Origin of the sequence: Actinomadura litoris (assembly GCF_009733595.1) — a bacterium.
Lineage (GTDB): Bacteria > Actinomycetota > Actinomycetes > Streptosporangiales > Streptosporangiaceae > Spirillospora > Spirillospora litoris.
In genome coordinates this window covers 30,671-48,789 of the sequence record NZ_WOFH01000023.1, presented here as the reverse complement: position 1 = coordinate 48,789, position 18,119 = coordinate 30,671, and the positions used below count along the sequence as shown (strand labels likewise).

Sequence of the window (18,119 nt, the reverse complement as noted above, 5' to 3'; positions counted from 1 at the left end):
TACCCCATCGCGATACACTTCTCAAGTGTTCAATCGTCATGGGAGCGTGCGAAGGTGAAGCATCAGCGTCGCAACTACGGGCAGTACTGCGGCCTGGCCGCCGCCCTCGACATCCTCGGTGAGCGCTGGACGCTGCTGATCGTCCGCGAGCTGCTCACCGGCCCGTGCCGCTACAACGAACTGCTGGCCAACCTCCCGGGGATCGGCACGAACCTGCTCGCCGACCGGCTGAAGCTGCTCACCGAGGAGGGCATCGTCCGGCAGCGCCCGCAGGCGGGCACCAAGACCCGCATGTACGAGCTGACCGAGCAGGGCGAGGCCCTGCGGGAGGCCGTGCTCTCCCTCGCGCGCTGGGGCCTCGGGACGCTCGGAGCGCCCGACGCGGAGGAGATCGTCCGCCCCCGCTGGGGGGTGCTCGCGGTCGAGGCGATGATCGACCCGAGGGAGGCGGGGCCGGACGAGCAGTACGAGTTCCGGCTCGACGACGAGGTCTTCCACGTCGCCGTCGCCGGCGGGCGGGTGCGGGTCGCCCACGGCCCGGCGCCGGACGGGCCGGCGCTCGTCGTCCACACCGACGCGGTCACCTTCGTCGAGATCGGGGCCGGGCGGCTCAACCCGCTGGAGGCGACGCTCACCCGCCGGGTCGTCATGGAGGGCGACGACGAGGCCGTGCTGCGCTGCTCGCGGCTCCTCGGCCTGATGGGCTGACCCCGGGACCGTCACCCCTAAAACTATATTTTTCTAAAGTCAACCATGGACGACAAGACTTAAGAAATTTATAGTAACTCCGAACCGCAGCCACCGTGGCGCCATGCCACCTGCAGGTTCGGCAAGGGGGTGACCCCGTGTCACCGACAGGAAGAGCGGGACCGGCTGCCCGCCCCCGGCGGCCCCACCGGACCGGGACGGCCGCGCTGGCCGTGACCACCACGCTGGGCCTCGCGCTCGGGCTCGCCGAGGCGCCCGCCCGCGCGGCCGGGCCCGGCGACAGGCCGCGGGGCGGGCGCGAGAACGTCGTGCTCCGCTGGAGCCAGGCCCAGCTTGAGGCCACCACGAGGACCCACCTCGGCCCGCCGATGGTGGCGCGTGCCCTCGCGGTCACGCACACCTGCATGTACGACGCGTGGGCCGCCTACGACCGGCGGGCCGCCGGAACCCGCTTCGGCACCCGGCTGCGCCGGCCCCGCGCGGAGCGCACCGCCCGCAACAAGGACCAGGCGATCAGCTACGCCGCCTACACCGCGGCCGTCGACCTGTGGCCGACCGAGCGGCCGAGGTTCGACGCGCTGATGGCCGCCCTCGGCTACCCGGTCTCGCCCGCGGGAAGGGCGGGCGAGATCGGCGTCCGCGCGTGCGAGGCGGTGCTGCGCAGCCGGCACGACGACGGCGCCAACCAACTCGGCGACCTCCAACCGGGCGCCTATTCGGACTACACCGGATACCGGCCCGTCAACGACCCGCTGATGGTCGGTCGGCCGATGGACAAAAGGACCCTCAGGGACCCGGGGCGGTGGCAGGCATTGGCGCTCATGGACGACGCCGGCGTACCGAGAACGCAGGAGTACATGGGCCCGCACATGGGCTACGTACAACCGTTCGCATTGCGTTCGTGGGACCAGTTCAAGATACCCGCCCCGGCCCGATACGGCAGCCGCGCGTACACCCGCCAAGCGCGCGACATCATGCGGACCACGGCCCATCTCACCGACCGGCAGAAAGTGATCAGCGAATACTGGGCGGACGAGGGCCCCGGCTTCGTCTCGCCGCCGGGAACGTGGGCGAACATCGCGCGGTTCGTCTCCCTGCGGGACCGGAACGGCGTCGACGACGACGTGAAGATGTTCTTCGCGATGACCAACGCCGTCTTTGATTCGAGCATCGCCGTCTGGGGCTACAAGAGACATCATGACTCCGTCCGGCCGATCAGCGCGATCCGCTACCTCTACGGCGGGAAGCGGATCCCGTCCTGGCCGGAGCACGGCCGGCGGCACCAGAAGGTGATCGACGGCGGAACGTGGTGGCCCTACCAACCCCCCTTCTTCGTCACCCCGGCGTTCGCCGAGTATCCGTCCGGCCATTCCGCTTTCGGCGCGGCAGGAGGCCAGGTGTTGAAGATGTTCACCGGAAGCGACAGGTACGGGGACTCCGTCACCGTCCGGGCGGGGTCGTCGCGGGTGGAACCGGGGCGCTCACCGCGGCGGAACGTGACGCTGCGCTGGCCGACATTCTCCTCGGCGATCGAGGAGAACGGTGTTTCGCGAGAATACGGAGGTATTCATTTCAAGGACGCGGTCGAATACGGCACCAGCATGGGGCGGAAGATCGGCGTGCAGGCGTACAACGAGGCACGCCTCCTTTTCGCCGGTTTCGCCAGGCCGGCCGCCGATGAGACCGGGTCCTGACCGCCTGTTTGAGAAGAACCAAGGGAACGGAGGCGTGATGATCTACAGAAGTCGCATTTTCAGCATCGGGCTCTCCGCCGTGTGCGTGTCGGCGATGGCGGGTTACACCGCCGTGGTGCCGCCCGCCTCGGCGGCGCCCGGCGGGGAGGCCGAGCGGCGCCCCGGGACGGGTTTCACCGAGATCGCCGTCCGGGGCAGCGGGCTCGCGGACTACCGCCGCGGGCCGTCGCCCGAGCACGCGATCCGGTTGGCGAACAAGAAGAAGTCCCAGATCACGTTCGGGGACTACGCGAACGAACCGGTGCACGACCACGGCATCGCGGGCGTCGTGACCTTCGACGCCGACGGTGACGGCGACCTCGACCTTTATGTGACCAACGGCCCGGGCCGTCCTAACAGCCTCTATCGCAACACGTTGGGCAGGCGCGGACGGGTCTCGTTCACCGATGTGGGGCGCTCCTCGGGCGCGGCGCTGACCAATGTGGACTCCAACGGGGCGTGCGCGGGCGACATCGACAACGACGGGCGCACCGACCTCTACGTCCTCGGGAGGAACGCCAACAACCATTTGCTGAGGAACCGAGGCAACGGCACTTTCCAGGACATCACCACCTCCAGCCGGGCGGGGGCCGGGACGTCCAGCCATGCGAGCTGCACGATGGGCGACTTCGACGGCGACGGGCTGCTCGACATCGCGATCGCCAACAGCTTCGACATGAAGAAGGCGGCGGCGATCTTCGCCGTCCCGTACGCGCTGAACCAGCAGAACCAGCTGCTGCGCAACGCGGGCGGACGGCGCTTCACCGACGCCGGCGAGAGCTCGGGCTTCGCGAAGATCGTGGTGACGAACCCGCCGCCCAAGGAGACCGGGCCGACCTCTCGTGGGGGGACGACCCCCCACACCCCCCGGAACGGCTCATACGCGGAGATCTCCTGGGCAATAGCGGCCGTCGACTACGACCAGGACGGCGACCTGGACATCATGGACGCCAACGACCAGGCCGCCTACCCGATGAAGAAGTACGGCGGGCTCGACCGGGGCCTGCTGCGGATCCACCGCAACGACGGCCACGGCAGGTTCACCGACGTCACGCACCAGGTCGGCACCGACCAGCCGGGCGCGTGGATGGGGCTCGCCTACGGCGACTTCAACTTCGACGGGAACCTGGACGTCTTCGACAGCAGCGGCGGCGACTACATGTTCCTGCCGCTGCCGGAGATGGGGATCAAGCAGGGCGACCTGAGCAGCCGGTGGATCCTGCAGAGGCCCGACCACACCTTCGCCGACCCGCGCGCGTCCGGCCTGCGGAACCCGACGAAGGACGGGGCGGACCCGACGCTCGGCGGGCTGAACGCCACGCCGTGGGGCTGGGGCGCCTCGACGCTCGACTACGACAACGACGGCGCGACCGACATCATCTACCACGGCGCCCTGGACGGGATGTTCTGGGTGACGTCCGACAACCCCGGCGCGCTGCTGCGCAACCAGGGCCCCGGGGCGCTGCGCAAGGGCTTCTACCCGTCCTTCCGGTACGACGACGCGGTCGCCCGCGCCACCGACCACCGGCGGCGGACGGTCACCGGCGTCTCCGTCGGCGACCTCAACCAGGACGGGTTCGACGACATCGTGAGCGTGGCCCAGTCACGCAAGGTCGGCAAGCTCACGCCGTACTCCGACGACGGCCCGTTCGACTTCGGCTCGCCGTTCGACGACGCGAACTACCTGCGGACCTACCAGCGGACCGGCGGCGGGCCCTCGGTCCCGTCGATCACGCTGCAGCCGACCCCGACGAGGACGGTGGACGGCGACCTGTCGGTGCAGCTCAACGACGGCAACCGGAACCGGTCGGCGTCGGTCCGCGCGTTCGGCAGCGTCGGGCTGACCCGTGGAGCGCGCGTCAACCGGGACGGCGTCGGCGCCGTCGTGAAGTTCACGCCGCGGCGCGGCCCGGCGGCGGTCCGGCCGGTGATCGCCGGGTCGAGCTTCGCCTCGCAGGACGCGCTGGAGGGCACGTTCGGCATGGGCCGGCAGCGCTCCGGGACCGTCGAGGTGCTGTGGCCGGGCGGGGTACGGAACAGGCTCTACGGTGTCCGGGCGGGCGAGCGGATCGCCTTCCCCGAGATCCCGTGCAGCTATACCGACCGCTCGGTGTCGTTCCGCCGCTACACCCGCTGCGTCCGCGGGGCGCTGGGTGACCTGGTCCAGGCGCGTCGCCTGTCGCGCGGGCAGGCCGCGCGGTTCTACAGCAGCGCGGTGAGGGCCTACAACGAGAAGCGGTAGTACCGCTGGAAACACATCGGCCGCAGCACTCGCGTGCTGCGGCCGATGTCTTTTGTTCAAGCGCTTCTAGGCGACGGTGGCGACGAGCTCCAGGTACTCGGCCTCGGCGACGAGCGTGCCGTCCTCGGCGCGGTTCTCCCCATCGATCTCGGCGGCGGCGGCCTCGCTCACCTTCCGCCTGGCCTCGGGGTCGAGGCGGCCGAACGCGGCGTGCCAGGGCGGAAGGTGCCGGACCAGGAACTCCACCTGCGCCACGGCCGACGGCGCGCACCACTCGTTGACCCGCACCCGCGAGCGCACGGAGGCGGCCCCGGCGCCGAAGAGCCCGCGGCAGTGGTCCTCGTCGCCCCACATCACCGGCGGCGGGCCGGACGCGGCGCGCGGCGCCGGGAGGAAGGCCGCCATCACCTTCTGGAGCCGGGCGGTCAGGCCGGTCGGCGTCCAGCTCACCAAGCCGACACGCCCGCCGGGCCGGCACACCCGCAGCAGCTCGGCGGCGGCGCGCGGCTGGTCGGGCGCGTACATGACGCCGAAGCTCGACAGCACCACGTCGAAGCTCCCGTCCGCGAACGGCAGCTCCTGCGCGTCGGCGACCTCGACGCCCAGTTCCAGGCCCTCGACGGCCGCCCGCCGGGACGCGGTCTCCAGCAGCCCCGGCACGACGTCGGCGGCGGTGACGCGGGCGCCCCGGCGCGCCGCGGCGAGCGCGGTGTTCCCGCTGCCGGCCGCGACGTCCAGCACCCGCTGCCCGCTCCGCACGTCGGCGGCCCGCGCGAGCAGCTCGCTCACCAGGACGTCCCGGGTGGCGATCGGCTGGTAGTCGGTCGCCTCCCACACTTTTCTGGCCCGGTCGGCCGGGGATTGCGGCGTGGTCGTCATTTCCCGCCTCCTCACAGTCTTCCGGCGCTTCGGCCGGTATTATCGAATGGCGATTCAAAGGTACCGGACCGACCAAGAGCTGGATATGCGGGAGAATTGCGCGGCCACCGCCGTGGACCAGGTCATCACCGTTATCAACGAGCGTTTCCGTGAGCGGTTGACGGTCGAGGAAATGGCGCGGTCGGTGCGCTACAGCCGGGGGCACCTCACCCGGGAGTTCCGGCGCGTCACGGGAATGACCCCGGCGCGCTTCCTCCAGGCGGTGCGCATACGGGAGGCCAGGAAACTGCTGCTGACCAGTTCGCTGGGCGTGCGGGAGGTCGCGGCGCGGGTCGGCTACTCCAGCGCGGGGACGTTCAGCGCCACATTCAAGGACACCGTCGGGCTGCCGCCCTCCCGCTACCGGGCGCTCGTGCTCGGTTCGGGCGTCTCGCCGCCCGCCGGGCGGCGGTGAGCCCCTCTCAGTTCTCCTCGCCCTCCGGCGCGAGGCGGCGGAAGCGGCCCCCGGCGAACAGCAGGCCGCCGCGGGCGGCGGCGTCCGAGGCGCGGTCCACCGACAGCAGGCGGCCGATGACGATCGTGTGGTCTCCCCCGTCGCAGGTGCGGAACAGCTCGCACTCGAAGCGCGCGGCGGCGCCGGTGATCAGCGGCGCGCCGGTGAGCCGGCCCGGCTCGCAGCCGACGCCCTCGAACATCGCCGCGCCGAGCGGGCGGCGCGCGTCGGCGAAGTGCCGGGCCACCCGCTCCTGCCCGGCCGCCAGCACCGAGACCCCGAAGAAGCCGAGGCAGATCCGCCGGTGCATGACCGCCGTGCGGTCGACGCAGACCAGCAGCAGCGGCGGGTCGAGCGAGACGGCGGTGAAGGAGTTCGCGGTCATGCCGTGCGGGGTCCGGCCGCCGACGGTCACGACGGTGACGCCGGTCGCGAACGTCCCGAACGCCCGGCGCAGCAGGCCGGGCTCGGCGACGTCGGTGGTGTCGGCGTACTCGACGGTCATGACGCCCTCCCGCCGGACGGTTCCGCCCCGGACGGGGCGAACGGCGCCAGCGCGCGGGTCAGCGCGCCGGGGACGCGGACCGGCGCGGTGCCGCCGCCCGCGCCGCGCACGCACGCGACCCGCTGGCGGCCCCGGGCGACGAGGGTCTCCCCGCCGCCGGAGTCGAGCCGCAGGTAGTCGAACCCGAATTCCAGCTGCGTCTGCGCGAGGTCGATCAGGCGCATCCGGACGCAGATCTCGTCGAACGCGGTGATCTCCGCGTAGAACTGGCAGTCGACGTTCAAGGTGAACAACCGGAGATCCTCGCGCAGTTCGGCGAGCAACTCGGGGGCGTGCCGTCTGAGGAACATCTCGCGGCACCGCCCCTGCCATCGGAGGTAATGGGTGTAGTAGACGTTTCCGACGAGGTTGGTGTCCTCGAAGCCGACGATGTGCCGGTATTCGAAATAGTTCATGGGTCATGCCCGCCCTTCGGCCAGAACCGCGAACGCCACCGGCGCGGGAACGTCGCGCAGCCGGGTCACGAGCGTCGCGATTTCGAGGGTTCCGGATGAGAGCACCAGCCACGGCCTCCGACCCGTCGTGGTCACGTTCAGCGGCGCGTCGGACGGCAGCCCCGCCTTCGCCAGGCATTCGAGGGCGGCCCATACCCGGGTGCCGGAGACCGCCGCCCCCTCGCCGGTCTCGGCGGCCGCGAGGCGGGCCACGGCGGAATGGCGGCCGAGCAGCCCGTCCCATTCCCCGGCGGGGCGCTCGGCCACGGTCTCGACGTCGCAGCCGACCGTCGCCCCGGCGACCGCGCAGAGGGTGACCCCGGCGCCGTGCGACGAGGAGAGGTGCCGGTCGGCGCCGATCTCCGGGCGTCCGTCCGGCCGGTACCCGACGGACACGCGCCGTCCGACCGTGCGGCTCGCGGCGAGCGCGGTGGCGGCGCGCCGCGCGGACCGCTTCGCGGGGTCCGGCTCGACCGTCACCGCGACCCGGGCGCCGAGCAGGTCCTCCACCGCGCGCTCGATGAACGGGCCGAGCAGCGGCGGCGCCCACGGTCCCGCGCCGTCGCCCCTGCGGACGGCGCGCAGCCGGAGCCCCTCCCAGCGCTCGACGACCCGGCCCGCCGCGTCCCGCACGGCGAGGTCGTAGACGTAGGTGTCGCCGTCGCGGCGGCGCTCGGACGCGGAGTAGCGCAGGGTTCCGGGCGCCGGGTCCGCGGCGGGGTGCAGCCGGTCGACGCCGAGGGGCAGCAGCGTCGCGTCCGGGACGCAGACCTGGTTGCCGTGCATGAGCGCGTCCCGCATGCCGGGGTCGCCGAGCAGGAGCCGCGCGGGCAGGAACGGCGCGAACCAGTCGGCGCGTTCGGCGGCCGCCACCTCGGCGTCGACGTGCCGGGCGGCGAGCCGGTGGTAGCCGCGCAGCCGCCGGAACCGGCCGCCCTGGAACAGCACGTCCCCGTACAGGTCGCGGGAGGGCTCCAGCTCGACCGGCGGCAGCTCGCCGCCGCCCGGTCCGGGCGGCCCCTGCGGCACGCCGCCGCCGGTGTAGCGCAGCCGCGCGCGGAAGTGCTCGGCGGCGAATCCGGTCTCGGCGCTGCGCACGGTCGTCTCGACGGTGTCGGCGCCGGTGACGGTGGCGGCGATGCGGATCGTCGTCGTGCCGCCGGGCGGGACGACGACGGGCCGCAGGAACTCGACGTCCTCCAGGACGGGCGCGGACGTCCGTCCCGTGGCGGCGGAGGCGACCTGCGCCATCGCCTCCATCCCGAGGACGGCGGGGAACAGCAGGTCCCCGTCGAGCCGGTGGTCGGCGAGGTAGGGGTCGCTCCCGGCGTTCAGGTCGACCTCGGTGACCAGCTCCGCGCCGTGGTAGCGGACGAGCGGCCGGTCGGCGAAGCGCAGCAGCGGCGGCTCGGGCGCCTCCCGGCGGACGGTGTCGATGTCGCCGGTGCGCCCGCTGACGACGACGTCCACGGGCGCGTCCGGGTCGGTCACCAGCCGCCGCAGCATCCGGACGCCCTGGTCGGGGGTGATCGGGGTGATGCCGTCGCGGGCCAGGGCCTCCGCCACGTCGAGCCGCTCGCCCATGCCGACGCCGGACCAGACCGACCACTGGAGGCACAGCGTCCGGCAGCGGGGATGGCGCGCGGCGACCTCGCGGGTGAGGTCGGCCAGCCACTCGTTCGCGGTGGCGTAGTGCGCCTCGCCGCGCAGCCCGGTCAGGCCGAGGATGCTGCCGAAGGCGACCAGGAGCTTGAGCCGGGCGGGGTCCACCGCGTCGAGGACGGCGCGCAGCCCGCCGATCTTGGGGGCGAGCGTCCGCCGGAACGCCTCCAGGTCCAGGCCGGTCAGCAGGCCGGGCTCGTTGCGTCCGGCGCCGTGCAGCACGGCGGTGACCGGGCCGAGCGCGTCCGAGAGCCGGCCGACGGCCGCGCGCACCCGCTCGGGGTCGGTGATGTCCACGGCCTCATAGCGGACGGTCGTGCCACCGCCGGCCATCCGCTCCAGGTTCGCGGCGAGTTCGGGGTCCTCGCCGGGCGCGGAGCGGCCGAGGAGGGCGAGCCGGGCGCCGCTTTCCCTCGCCAGCGCCAGCGCGGCCTCCGCGGTGATGCCCTTCCCGCCGCCGGTCACGAGCAGCACGTCCGCGGCGCCCAGCGGCTCGCTGGTCCGCGCCTGCCCGACGGGGAGTACGCGCAGTGTCGGCACGCGGCGCGTCCCGTCGGCGCCGTAGCGGACCTCGGCGCAGCCGCTGGTCGCGGCGACCTCGGCGACCGTCCGGGCGAGCGCCCACGGCTCGGGCGGGATGTCCACGACCGTGGTCGGCACGTGCGGGGCCTCCTGCCGCAGCGTCTTGGCGAGCCCGGCCGCGCCCCGCCCGTGCTGGACGAGGACGAACCGGGTGCCCGGCTCCCCGGCGGCGGCCTCCCTCGCGCCCTCCAGCGCGAACGCCAGGTCGTCCACCGCGCAGGCGGGAGGCAGGCAGACGAGCACGCCGGGGCCGAGGTCCGCGCGCTCCAGCTCCGCGCGCAGCGGTCCGGCGAGGGGATGGCCGTCCGGCGCGTGCACCCGCCACGTCCCCGGGACGGCGGGGGCCACGCGCTCGGGCACCGGCTCCTCGGCGAGGTCGACGCGGAAGGCGCGGACCCAGGACGCGGCGCCCGCGACGTCCGCCCCCGGCCGGGCGGGCGCGGGTCCGGCGGTGCCGGCGAGGCCGTCGATCGCCTCGGCCAGCTCCCGCAGCGTCGCGGTGGCGAGGTTGGTGGGCGCCCGCATCGCCGGATGCCCGAGCCGCCGCGCGACCTGGGCGACGATCTGGCCGACCGTGATCGAGCTGAGGTGGAGGCCGTCGAGCAGCCGGGTGCCGTCGGCGACCATGGAGACCGGCAGTTCGGCGCGCTCGGCGGCCAGGCGCCGCAGCAGCTCGATGCTCGGTTCGGTCGCGGGCTCCTCCGGGACGTCCGGCGGTTCGACGGCGACGCGCTCGGGCGGGTCGGGCTGGTCGGGCGGGGCCGGTGGCGGCGCGCCGGTCTCGCACGGGTTGGAGAGGAACCGCTGCGCCGCGCCGATCTCCAGGGGCTTGGCGGGCCGCCCGGCGAACAGCGCCCCATGCCGGACGGGTGCGCCGAGCACGAACGCGGCGCCCGCCACCTGGAGCAGCCCGCCCAGCCCCTCGTCGTCGGGGTCGAGGGCGAGGACGGGCACGTCGGTGACGGCGGCGGCGAGCCCGGTGAGCACTCGTCCCGGGCCCGCCTCGACGAGCAGGTCGCACTCCTTCGCCGCCAGCTCGACCGCCTGCGCGAACAGCACCGGCGCGGTGATCTGGCGGCGCAGCAGGTCGCGGACGTCGGTGCCGGGCGCGAGGGCGGCGCCGGTCACGGTGGAGACGACCCGCCGCCGGAGCGGGGCGAAGTCCCGGCCGGCCAGCCAGGCGCCGAAGACGCGCGCGGCCGGGGCGACCTGCGGCGAGTGGAAGGCGTGCGAGACGGGCAGCGGAGTCCAGCGCGTCCCGGCCTCCGCGGCGCGGCGGCCGAACTCCGCGACGGCGTCCGGCGGACCGGCGATGACGGTCTGGGACGGGCCGTTGTAGCCCGCGACCACCACCGGCAGGCCCGCGCCGAGCCGCGCGACGGCCTCCGGGGTCGCGGCGATCCCGGCCATGGTCCCGGCGGCGGAGTGCTCGGTCATGATCCGGCCGCGCGCGGCGGCCAGCTCCAGCAGCGCGGTCTCGTCCATCGCGCCCGCCCAGCGCAGCGCGGTGATCTCGCCGAGGCTGTGCCCGGCCGCCACCGACGCCTCGACGCCGAGCGCCTCCAGCGCGGCGAGCGCGGCGGCCGACCCGGTGACGACGCGCGGCTGCGCGACCGCCGTCGCGGCGCCGTCCCCGGTCGCGGTGGTCCGCGCGGCGCGGAGGTAGACCCGGTCGACCTCCGCGAGGCGGCGGCGCAGCGCTCCGCCGCGTCCGGCGCCGCCCGTGCCCTGGCCGGGGAACAGCAGGCCGATGCGGGCGCGCCCGGCGGGATGCCCGAGGAAGGCGTGCCCGCCGGTCTCGACCAGCGACCCCTCCCCCGCGTCCAGGACGGCGAGCACCCGGCGCAGCCGCCGCTCGGCGTCGTCGGGCGAGGACGCGACGACGGCCGCGCGGTAGGGCAGGTCGCGCAGCTCCCGGTGCAGGGTTCCGGCGAGGTCGCGGAGTTGCGCACGCGACAGCGCCGGGACGAAGTCGATCAGCCGTGTGAGCCGGTCGCGGAGCGCGTCCGCCGAGGCGCCGTCGAGCAGGAGCAGCTCCGCGTCCTGGGCGGACGAGGCCAGCGCGCGCGTGCGGGCGTCGAGCGCGCCTCGCCGGGGCGCCTCGCTCTCCAGGACGAGGTGGGTGTTGATGCCGCCGAAACCCATGGACGTGACGCCCGCGCGCAGGTCCGCGCCGTCCGGCCAGGGCTCGGCCGCGCGCGGCGCCCGCAGCGGGGCGGGGGCGTCCAGGAGTGGGTGCGGGTCGACGCAGCCGACCGCCGGCGGGATCACCTGCTCGTGCAGCGCCATCGCCGCCTTGATCAGGCCCGCGACCCCCGCGGCCGCCTTGGTGTGCCCGATGACCCCCTTGACGGAGCCGATCGCGGCGGGAGCGGGGCGCGGACCGTCCGCCGTCAGCGCGGCCGACAACGCGGCCGACAGGGCGGTCAGCTCGGTGGTGTCGCCGACCGGCGTGCCGGTGCCGTGCCCCTCGAACAGCGGCACGGTGCCGATGCCGAACCCGGCCCGCGCGTACGCGCGGTCGAGGGCCCGCCGGTATCCGGCGACCTCCGGGCGGGTGATGCCCCCGCCGCCGTCGGACGACATGCCCCACCCGGCGACGGTCGCGTAGACGCGGTGCCCGGCCGCGAGCGCGTCCCGCTCGCGCACCAGCACGACCATCCCGCAGCCCTCGCCGGGCCAGAAGCCGGTGGAGTTCCGGTCGTACACGCGCATCTCGCCGGTGGCGAGCGCGCCGGTCTTGGCGAACCCGACCAGCTCGAACGGGTCGAGGGACAGGTCGACGCCGCCGCCGATCGCGAGGTCGGCGTCGCCGTCCACCAGCGCCCGGCACGCCGTGGCCACCGACAGCAGCGAGGAGGAGCAGGCGCCGTCCACCGTGTAGCCCCCGCCGCCGAGGTCGAAGTAGTTGCAGACGCGGCCCGCGATGGTGTTGGACAGGCCGCCGGCGAGGGTGTCCTCGTCGACGCCGGGGAAGGGGCTCTTGTAGCGCCCCTCCAGGTCGTCGAGGAACGCGGCGGCGCGCGCGCCGTCCCAGCCCTGCTCCGCGAGCGCGGCGGCCACGGTGCGGCGCACGTACGGCCAGCGCAGCCGCATCGTGTTCGCGCGGGTGAACTCGCCGGTGAGCGTGTTGCCGACGATCACGCACGCGCGGTCGCGCGGCACGCCCCGCGCGCCGGGCAGGCCCGCGTCCGCGAGGGCGCGGGCGGCCGTGTCGAGCGCCAGCCAGTGGGTCGGGTCGGTCGACCGGTACGTGCTGCCCGCGATCTTGTAGCCGACGCGGTCGAACGCGTAGCCCTCGATGACAGCGGCGGTCCGCGCGTAGAACCGGTCCGGGGCCGCGGGGTCGCGGTCCCAGTAGTCGGACGGCGGGGTCCGCTCGGCGGGCATGCGGCGGAACGCGCGCCTGCCCGCGACCGTGTTCTCCCACAGCTCCCTCGGGGACGCGGCGTCCGGGTAGCGGCACGCCATGCCGATGATCGCGATCCTTGGGCCGGGCGCCGCCGGGTGGGTGCTCATGCGGGCACGACCTCCTTGCCGTCCGGGGGCTCGGTCGCCCGCGCGGGCGGCCCGGCGCCCGGCTCGCGCTCCCGGGCGGCCCGCTGGGCGATGTGCAGCGACCACAGGAACCCGCCGCGCACGAGGCAGGCCCCGGCGGTCGCGAAGAACAGCCCGTAGGCGACACCCGCGCCGGCGAGGTAGCCGTAGAGCGCGGCGACCCCGGCGCCGAAGGCGGCCTGCGAGGCGGGCCTGCTCGGGCTCGTCCCCGGATCGGTGATCATGTAGTTGGTGAACAGCACGAACGCGACCCCGGTCATCGTGCCGAGCGCCCCGAGGATCGCGGTGTCCAGGACCAGGCCGCGCACGACCGCCTGGACGGCGAACCCGGCGAGCCACGCGCCGACCAGCCACATCCGCCCGGTGAGCCTGGCGTTCAGCAGCGTGCCCGCGGCGAGGATCCCCGCCGGGACCAGCCAGTCGGCGGGCCCCGCGATGTTCTCGGTGAACTGGTAGGGCGGGACGATCGCCGCCCACGGGTACAGCAGCAGGATCACCGCGATCCCGAGGTTGGACGGATTCATGTAGTGCCGCATCCGGCCCCGCACCGGGGCCCGGAAGACCCACTTCCCGCCCACCGCGACCACGACCCCGAACACCATCACCCAGACCTGATCATTGACGTAGACCAGCATGTTCAGGGCGAGCGCGGTGATCGTCGCGGGGTAGAGGAACTCCAGCAGGCCGCGCGGGCCGCCGCCGCGGAAGCGGGGCCGCCGGCCCTCCAGGCGGGCGGCGAGCGCCTCCAGCACGGTCTCCGTCGTGTAGCCGGCGGCGAGCGCGATGAACGGCCACAGCCACGGCTGCTCGAAGCCGAGCAGCGTGTAGCCGAAGACGTTGAACACCGAGATCGACACGGTGAAGTTGCGCAGCGCCTTGACGACCTTCGGGTCGTGCCGGGGCGGCCTCGCGGCCCTGTCCGCCTCCGCCATCTCCGCCATCTCCGTCACCTCTCCGTCGCGCGGGTTCCGAGGCCGATCTCGTGCCGTCCGGGGGCCAGCCGGAGGTCCTGCGTGCGGACCCGGCCCGTCCGGTCGCGCCAGCGCAGCCGCACCCGCACCGGCCCGGCGGCCCGGCCGAGGCCCAGGTGGATCTCGCTGCTGCGCTTGCCGGAGTGGCCGCTGCCGCCGTCGACCCGGGCGAGCTGGACGCGGCCGTCCGACGCCGTCGCGGTGACCTGCGCCCCGGTGGCCGGCGAGCCGGGGGCGCCGGTCGCCGGGGACGCGGCGTCGCGGGTCAGCGCCAGCGTCAGCCAGGCGCCGCCGGACGGGCTCACGTTGCGGTAGTAGACCGGCTCGTCCCACTGGCGGGCGACGGCCATGTCGACGCGCCCGTCGCCGTCCGCGTCGCCGGTGGCGATGCCCCGCGTCGGGACGCGGACGGCGAGCCCGAGCGGCCCCGCGACGTCGGCGTAGCCGCCGCCCTCGCGCCTGGCGAAGAAGCGCAGCGGCTGGTTCCCGGCGATGTCGTCCCCGGCCCGGACGTGCGGCCACCACCGCTCGTGCTCCAGCAGCCCGTCGTTGGCCGTCGCCAGCTCCTGGAGCTGCGCCCAGCGGTTGACCTCGCCCTTCACGAACCCGGTCGCCTGGACGATCGCGGGATCGCCGCTGTTGTCGAAGTCGGCCATCTTCACGTCCCACCCCCAGCCGGCCCACGCGGTGCCCTCGCCGGTGCTGCGGTCCTTCCAGGGCGCGTCCCCGCGCCGCAGGCGCGCGCGCAGGTCGGCCTGGTCGCGGGCCGTCGCCATGAACTGGAGGTTGCTCTCCTGGAGGCCGAACGTCGTGGTGATGTTGCTGACGAACATGTCGTAGAGGCCGTTGTGGTCGAGGTCGGCGAAGTCGATGCCCATGCCCTTGAAGGAGTCCGTCCCGATCCGCTTGGACTTCGGGACCATCGGGCCGCGCGCGCCCGTCACCCGCGAGAACCGGATCGCCCCCGGGACGGACCTGTTGTAGAGGAGGGAGTCCCTGCCGTGGTCCTGGGCGAGGTACAGCTCGGGGAGCTGGTCGCCGTCGAGGTCGTTGGCGCCCGCCGCGAGCACCCATCCCCGGGAGACGTCGCGGGGCAGCACGCCGCCCTGCTCCTCGTACGTGACGCCCCGCGAGGCGCCCGTCCAGCGGAAGAAGTGGTCGTCGCCGCCGTTGGAGGCGTTGGACAGGGAGCGGTTCATCGCGACGCCCCCGCCGACCCGGTCGTCCAGCACGGGGCCGTCCGGGAAGTAGTCGCCGATGTAGATGTCGTCGTGGCCGTCGCCGTCGAAGTCGTCGACGGCGGCGGTCGTGCTGTTCCACTGCGGGCCGGTGTAGCGCGCGCCGCCCGCGTTCGGCACCAGCTCCACCGGCGTGTAGGCGGCGGCCGCCGGCGCCTTCGCGCCGGGCCGCGCCAGGTAGACGATGGGCGTCCGGCCCCACAGGTAGACGAGCAGGTCGATGCGCCCGTCCTCGTTGAAGTCGCCGGGGACGCAGCCCATCGGCGCCATCACCTCGTTCATCGGCAGCGGCGCGGGGTTCAGCGCGAACGCGGCGTACCGTCCCGCGCGGGCGCCCGGGACGGGCGTCACCACGACCTGGTCGATGCGGGGGTCGGTGACGCACAGGTCGTTGGGCAGCCCGTCGCCGTCCATGTCGTTCATCGCGATCGCCGCGCCGACCGAGGAGATCCACGCGTCGATGTCGGCGTAGTCGCGGTTCACCCGCCGGATCGCCTGCTGCCGGTACCCGCCGGGCAGCTCGATCGACATCGGCGTGAACGCGTACCGCCCGGCGATCGCGTCCCGTTCGGACGCGGGCACGGACGGCGGCCCGACCGCCGCGAACATCACCACGACGACGAGCACGACGACGAACCCCGGCACCCAGCCGCGTACAGCGGTCATCCGCTAGCACCTCCCCAGTGACACGAACTCCTCGGCGATGCGGCGGCGCCACACCTCGAAGGCGGGCACCCCGCCGGCGGGGCGCTCCTCCGCTCCCGGACGCGCCCCGACGGCGATCCGCGCCGCCTCGTCCGGGGGCATGCCGCAGAACACCCGCGTGGCGACGGCGGTGTGCGGAACGTCCAGTCCGGCGCGCCGGCGCGCCTCGGCCGCGAACGCACAGCCCTGCGCGACCTGCGGCCGGAACTCGCCGGCGCGGTCCCAGAACCTGCGCAGCTCGTCCTCACCGGCGCCGCCGGCGTAGGTCGCGGCCAGCCCCGCCCCGCCGAACAGGTCGGCGCGGCGGCGGGGCGGGAACCGGTCGACCAGGTCGGCGACCACGTCCGCGTCGGCGCCGCCGACGAACCACAGCGCCCGCCCGACGCCCTGGTCGACGACCCGGGCGGCGTACCGTCCCGGCCCGCCGGGCGGCCACGGGAACCGGTCGGGGCGGTACTGCTCGCGGACGTAGCGCCCGGTGCGGAAGTAGGCCTGGTGGAACCCGTAGCCGTCCAGCACCAGCCACCGCAGGACGGGGTCGAGCCCCGCCCCCGGCCAGCGGAACCTCGGCAGCCGCGCCATCGCCCAGCCGAGCCCGACGTGCGCCATGTAGACGTGGTCGCCGCCGGGGCCGTCCAGGTAGCTCCCGAACCGCCGCCCGCCGCGGGGCGAGAGCCCGTCGAGCACGGCGAACCCCATCGCGGCGCCCTCGTGGGCGAAACCGCGGAACCTCGGCGGAACCCCGCGCAGGGCCTCCGCCACCGCCTCCGGCGACCGCGCCCGAGCGGCCCGCGCGTAGCCCGCCAGGAAAGTGCGGCCGATCGTCTCCAGCAGCTCCCGTGCCGCCGGATCCTTCACATGGAACCCGCGCTTGTCCAGACCCACCTCCGAGGTGCTCGGCGTGAGAATGCGACTCCGCAGCGCGCGCCAGACACCGGTCAATGTTCACCGCCGAAAAGTAGAGCGATATCTCTTGCTCCGGTCGTGGCCCCGATTGTGCAGGAATCCAAAGAACAATGGGTCTTTCAACTTCTTCGTATGCGGCACCCGTGCGACAGGAGGGCGCATATGAAAAGACCGCGCGCCACGCGGACTCCACGAAGGGAGAGCGCGCGGCGCGCGGCCGGGGAAAGAGGTGGCGGGTCAGCGGCTCCTGGCGGGATCAAGCTCGCTTTCGCCCGTGCGCACGGGCAGGCCGGCGGCCTTCCACGCCTGGAAGCCGCCGACCAGGTCGGTGGCGTTGCGCAGGCCCAGGTCCTGCAGTGACGCGGCGGCGAGGGAGGAGGAGTAGCCCTCCTCGCAGACCACGATCCAGGCGATGTCGTGGTCGGTGGCCTCGGGGATCCGATGGGCGCTGGCCGGGTCCAGCCGCCATTCGAGATGGTTCCGCTCGATCAGCACGGCGCCGGGGATCACTCCCCCCGCCAGCCGCTGGAACGACGGACGGGTGTCAACGAACCGGGCGCCGCCCTCGACGGCGGCGGCCGCCTCGGACGGGCCGAGCCTGCGCAACCGGGCGCGGGCATGGGCGAGCACTTCCTCGATGGTCTTCAACCGGTGTGCCTTTCTCAGCGGGAAATGGACGGGATGACGTGCTCGCGGGCGCGCCGAACACGTTCATCTACGGGTTCCACCGCCCGAGTGTAATTCTTGACTATCGTTTTCTAAAGCAGTGTTCTGGTGGGACGTCCGAGCGTGCGGACGCCACCCGTAAGGAGACGCCAATGCCGCACATCACGATGCCCCCCGAGCTCATGCCCGGTACCCCCGGCCTCATGCGGTACCGCCCCGAGACCGGCCGACCGCTCAGCCAGCTCGCCGAGGTGCTGCTGCGCGGGGAGCACTCGCTCAGCCGCGCCGACCGCGAGCTGATCGCCGCGCACGTCTCGGCGCTGAACGACTGCCGGTTCTGCCTGCACACGCACGGCGAGGTGAGCGCGCAGCAGCACGCGGAGGGCCGGACGCTCGTGGACAAGGTGCTGGCCGACCCCGCGAGCGCGCCGATCTCCCCGAAGCTGAAGGCGCTGCTCGCGATCGCGGGGGCGGTCAGCAACAGCGGGCACGACGTGACCGAGGAGATGGTCGAGGCCGCGCGCGCCGCCGGGGCGACCGACACCGAACTGCACGACGCCGTCCTGATCGCCGCCGCCTTCTGCATGTACAACCGGTACTGCGACGGGCTGGCCGCGGTGGTCCCCGAGGACCCGGCGGCCTACGTCCCGATGGCGGCGATGATCATCCGTGAGGGGTACAGCACCTGCGCCACGGGCCACTAGGGCGGGGCGGAGCGCGAACGGTCGTGGGGGGGGCGCCCCCGCACAACCCCCGGGGCGCCGGGCCCCAGGAGGG

13 protein-coding genes are annotated in these 18,119 nt (G+C 74.0%); 5 read left to right on the top strand and 8 right to left on the bottom strand.

Going from position 1 to position 18,119, the window contains the following annotated elements; all coding sequences use genetic code 11:
• Positions 1-54: 54 nt before the first annotated feature.
• The 3 genes from GNZ18_RS39750 to GNZ18_RS39740 all read left to right on the top strand — a co-directional run bounded on the left by GNZ18_RS39750 (position 55) and on the right by GNZ18_RS39740 (position 4,683).
• A complete protein-coding gene (locus GNZ18_RS39750) occupies positions 55-708 on the top strand; it encodes a winged helix-turn-helix transcriptional regulator (protein WP_214620025.1) in 654 nt (217 codons plus the stop codon).
• Positions 709-920: 212 nt separating this feature from the next.
• Entirely contained in the window at positions 921-2,402 is a 1,482-nt protein-coding gene (locus GNZ18_RS39745) for a vanadium-dependent haloperoxidase (RefSeq protein ID WP_156222606.1), read from the top strand.
• A gap of 37 nt (positions 2,403-2,439) precedes the next feature.
• Positions 2,440-4,683 (top strand): CRTAC1 family protein, encoded by a 2,244-nt coding sequence (locus tag GNZ18_RS39740; protein ID WP_173391028.1) that lies wholly within the window; start codon positions 2,440-2,442, stop codon positions 4,681-4,683.
• 66 nt (positions 4,684-4,749) lie between these two features.
• Here the strand turns inward: GNZ18_RS39740 and GNZ18_RS39735 are convergent, their stop codons facing one another.
• The gene (locus GNZ18_RS39735) at positions 4,750-5,562 is read right to left on the bottom strand and encodes a class I SAM-dependent methyltransferase (RefSeq protein ID WP_156222602.1); all 813 of its coding nucleotides are present in this window, start codon (positions 5,560-5,562) and stop codon (positions 4,750-4,752) included.
• Between the two features lie 85 nt (positions 5,563-5,647).
• On the opposite strand from GNZ18_RS39735, the gene GNZ18_RS39730 reads away from it, so the two are divergent.
• Positions 5,648-6,016: a helix-turn-helix domain-containing protein gene (locus GNZ18_RS39730; RefSeq protein WP_173391027.1), complete on the top strand. Its 369-nt coding sequence runs from the start codon at positions 5,648-5,650 to the stop codon at positions 6,014-6,016.
• A 7-nt stretch (positions 6,017-6,023) separates the two neighbouring features.
• Here the strand turns inward: GNZ18_RS39730 and GNZ18_RS39725 are convergent, their stop codons facing one another.
• The 7 genes from GNZ18_RS39725 to GNZ18_RS39695 all read right to left on the bottom strand — a co-directional run bounded on the left by GNZ18_RS39725 (position 6,024) and on the right by GNZ18_RS39695 (position 17,324).
• Positions 6,024-6,560 carry a flavin reductase family protein gene (locus GNZ18_RS39725; RefSeq protein WP_156222598.1) on the bottom strand — a complete coding sequence of 179 codons (537 nt, stop codon included), beginning with the start codon at positions 6,558-6,560 and terminating at the stop codon, positions 6,024-6,026.
• Positions 6,557-7,015: an acyl-CoA thioesterase gene (locus tag GNZ18_RS39720; protein WP_156222596.1), complete on the bottom strand. Its 459-nt coding sequence runs from the start codon at positions 7,013-7,015 to the stop codon at positions 6,557-6,559. Before GNZ18_RS39720 ends, GNZ18_RS39725 begins: the two co-directional genes overlap by 4 nt.
• A gap of 3 nt (positions 7,016-7,018) precedes the next feature.
• Complete coding sequence (locus tag GNZ18_RS39715; RefSeq protein ID WP_156222594.1) at positions 7,019-12,817, bottom strand: type I polyketide synthase; 5,799 nt, start codon at positions 12,815-12,817, stop codon at positions 7,019-7,021.
• Positions 12,814-13,797, bottom strand: coding sequence for an RnfABCDGE type electron transport complex subunit D (locus GNZ18_RS39710; protein ID WP_216651589.1), 984 nt, complete (start codon positions 13,795-13,797; stop codon positions 12,814-12,816). The genes GNZ18_RS39715 and GNZ18_RS39710 overlap by 4 nt, the downstream gene beginning before the upstream one ends.
• 5 nt (positions 13,798-13,802) lie before the next feature.
• On the bottom strand, positions 13,803-15,731 hold the full coding sequence (locus tag GNZ18_RS39705; protein ID WP_156222592.1) for an ASPIC/UnbV domain-containing protein: 1,929 nt from the start codon (positions 15,729-15,731) through the stop codon (positions 13,803-13,805).
• Between the two features lie 3 nt (positions 15,732-15,734).
• Positions 15,735-16,712, bottom strand: coding sequence for a DUF1702 family protein (locus tag GNZ18_RS39700; RefSeq protein WP_156222590.1), 978 nt, complete (start codon positions 16,710-16,712; stop codon positions 15,735-15,737).
• Positions 16,713-16,913: 201 nt separating this feature from the next.
• A complete protein-coding gene (locus tag GNZ18_RS39695; RefSeq protein ID WP_156222588.1) occupies positions 16,914-17,324 on the bottom strand; it encodes a rhodanese-like domain-containing protein in 411 nt (136 codons plus the stop codon).
• A 170-nt stretch (positions 17,325-17,494) separates the two neighbouring features.
• Here GNZ18_RS39695 and GNZ18_RS39690 point away from each other — a divergent pair, with 170 nt between their 5' ends.
• Positions 17,495-18,046, top strand: a complete 552-nt coding sequence (locus tag GNZ18_RS39690; protein WP_156222586.1) for a carboxymuconolactone decarboxylase family protein — start codon at positions 17,495-17,497, stop codon at positions 18,044-18,046.
• Positions 18,047-18,119 lie beyond the last annotated feature (73 nt).

Coding starts and splice junctions, on each gene's coding strand:
- GNZ18_RS39710 (WP_216651589.1), bottom strand. CDS start 13,797: ATGGCGGAGATGGCGGAGGCGGACAGGGCCGCGAGGCCGCCCCGGCAC.
- GNZ18_RS39740 (WP_173391028.1), top strand. CDS start 2,440: ATGATCTACAGAAGTCGCATTTTCAGCATCGGGCTCTCCGCCGTGTGC.
- GNZ18_RS39715 (WP_156222594.1), bottom strand. CDS start 12,817: ATGAGCACCCACCCGGCGGCGCCCGGCCCAAGGATCGCGATCATCGGC.
- GNZ18_RS39705 (WP_156222592.1), bottom strand. CDS start 15,731: ATGACCGCTGTACGCGGCTGGGTGCCGGGGTTCGTCGTCGTGCTCGTC.
- GNZ18_RS39690 (WP_156222586.1), top strand. CDS start 17,495: ATGCCGCACATCACGATGCCCCCCGAGCTCATGCCCGGTACCCCCGGC.
- GNZ18_RS39725 (WP_156222598.1), bottom strand. CDS start 6,560: ATGACCGTCGAGTACGCCGACACCACCGACGTCGCCGAGCCCGGCCTG.
- GNZ18_RS39730 (WP_173391027.1), top strand. CDS start 5,648: ATGCGGGAGAATTGCGCGGCCACCGCCGTGGACCAGGTCATCACCGTT.
- GNZ18_RS39720 (WP_156222596.1), bottom strand. CDS start 7,015: ATGAACTATTTCGAATACCGGCACATCGTCGGCTTCGAGGACACCAAC.
- GNZ18_RS39735 (WP_156222602.1), bottom strand. CDS start 5,562: ATGACGACCACGCCGCAATCCCCGGCCGACCGGGCCAGAAAAGTGTGG.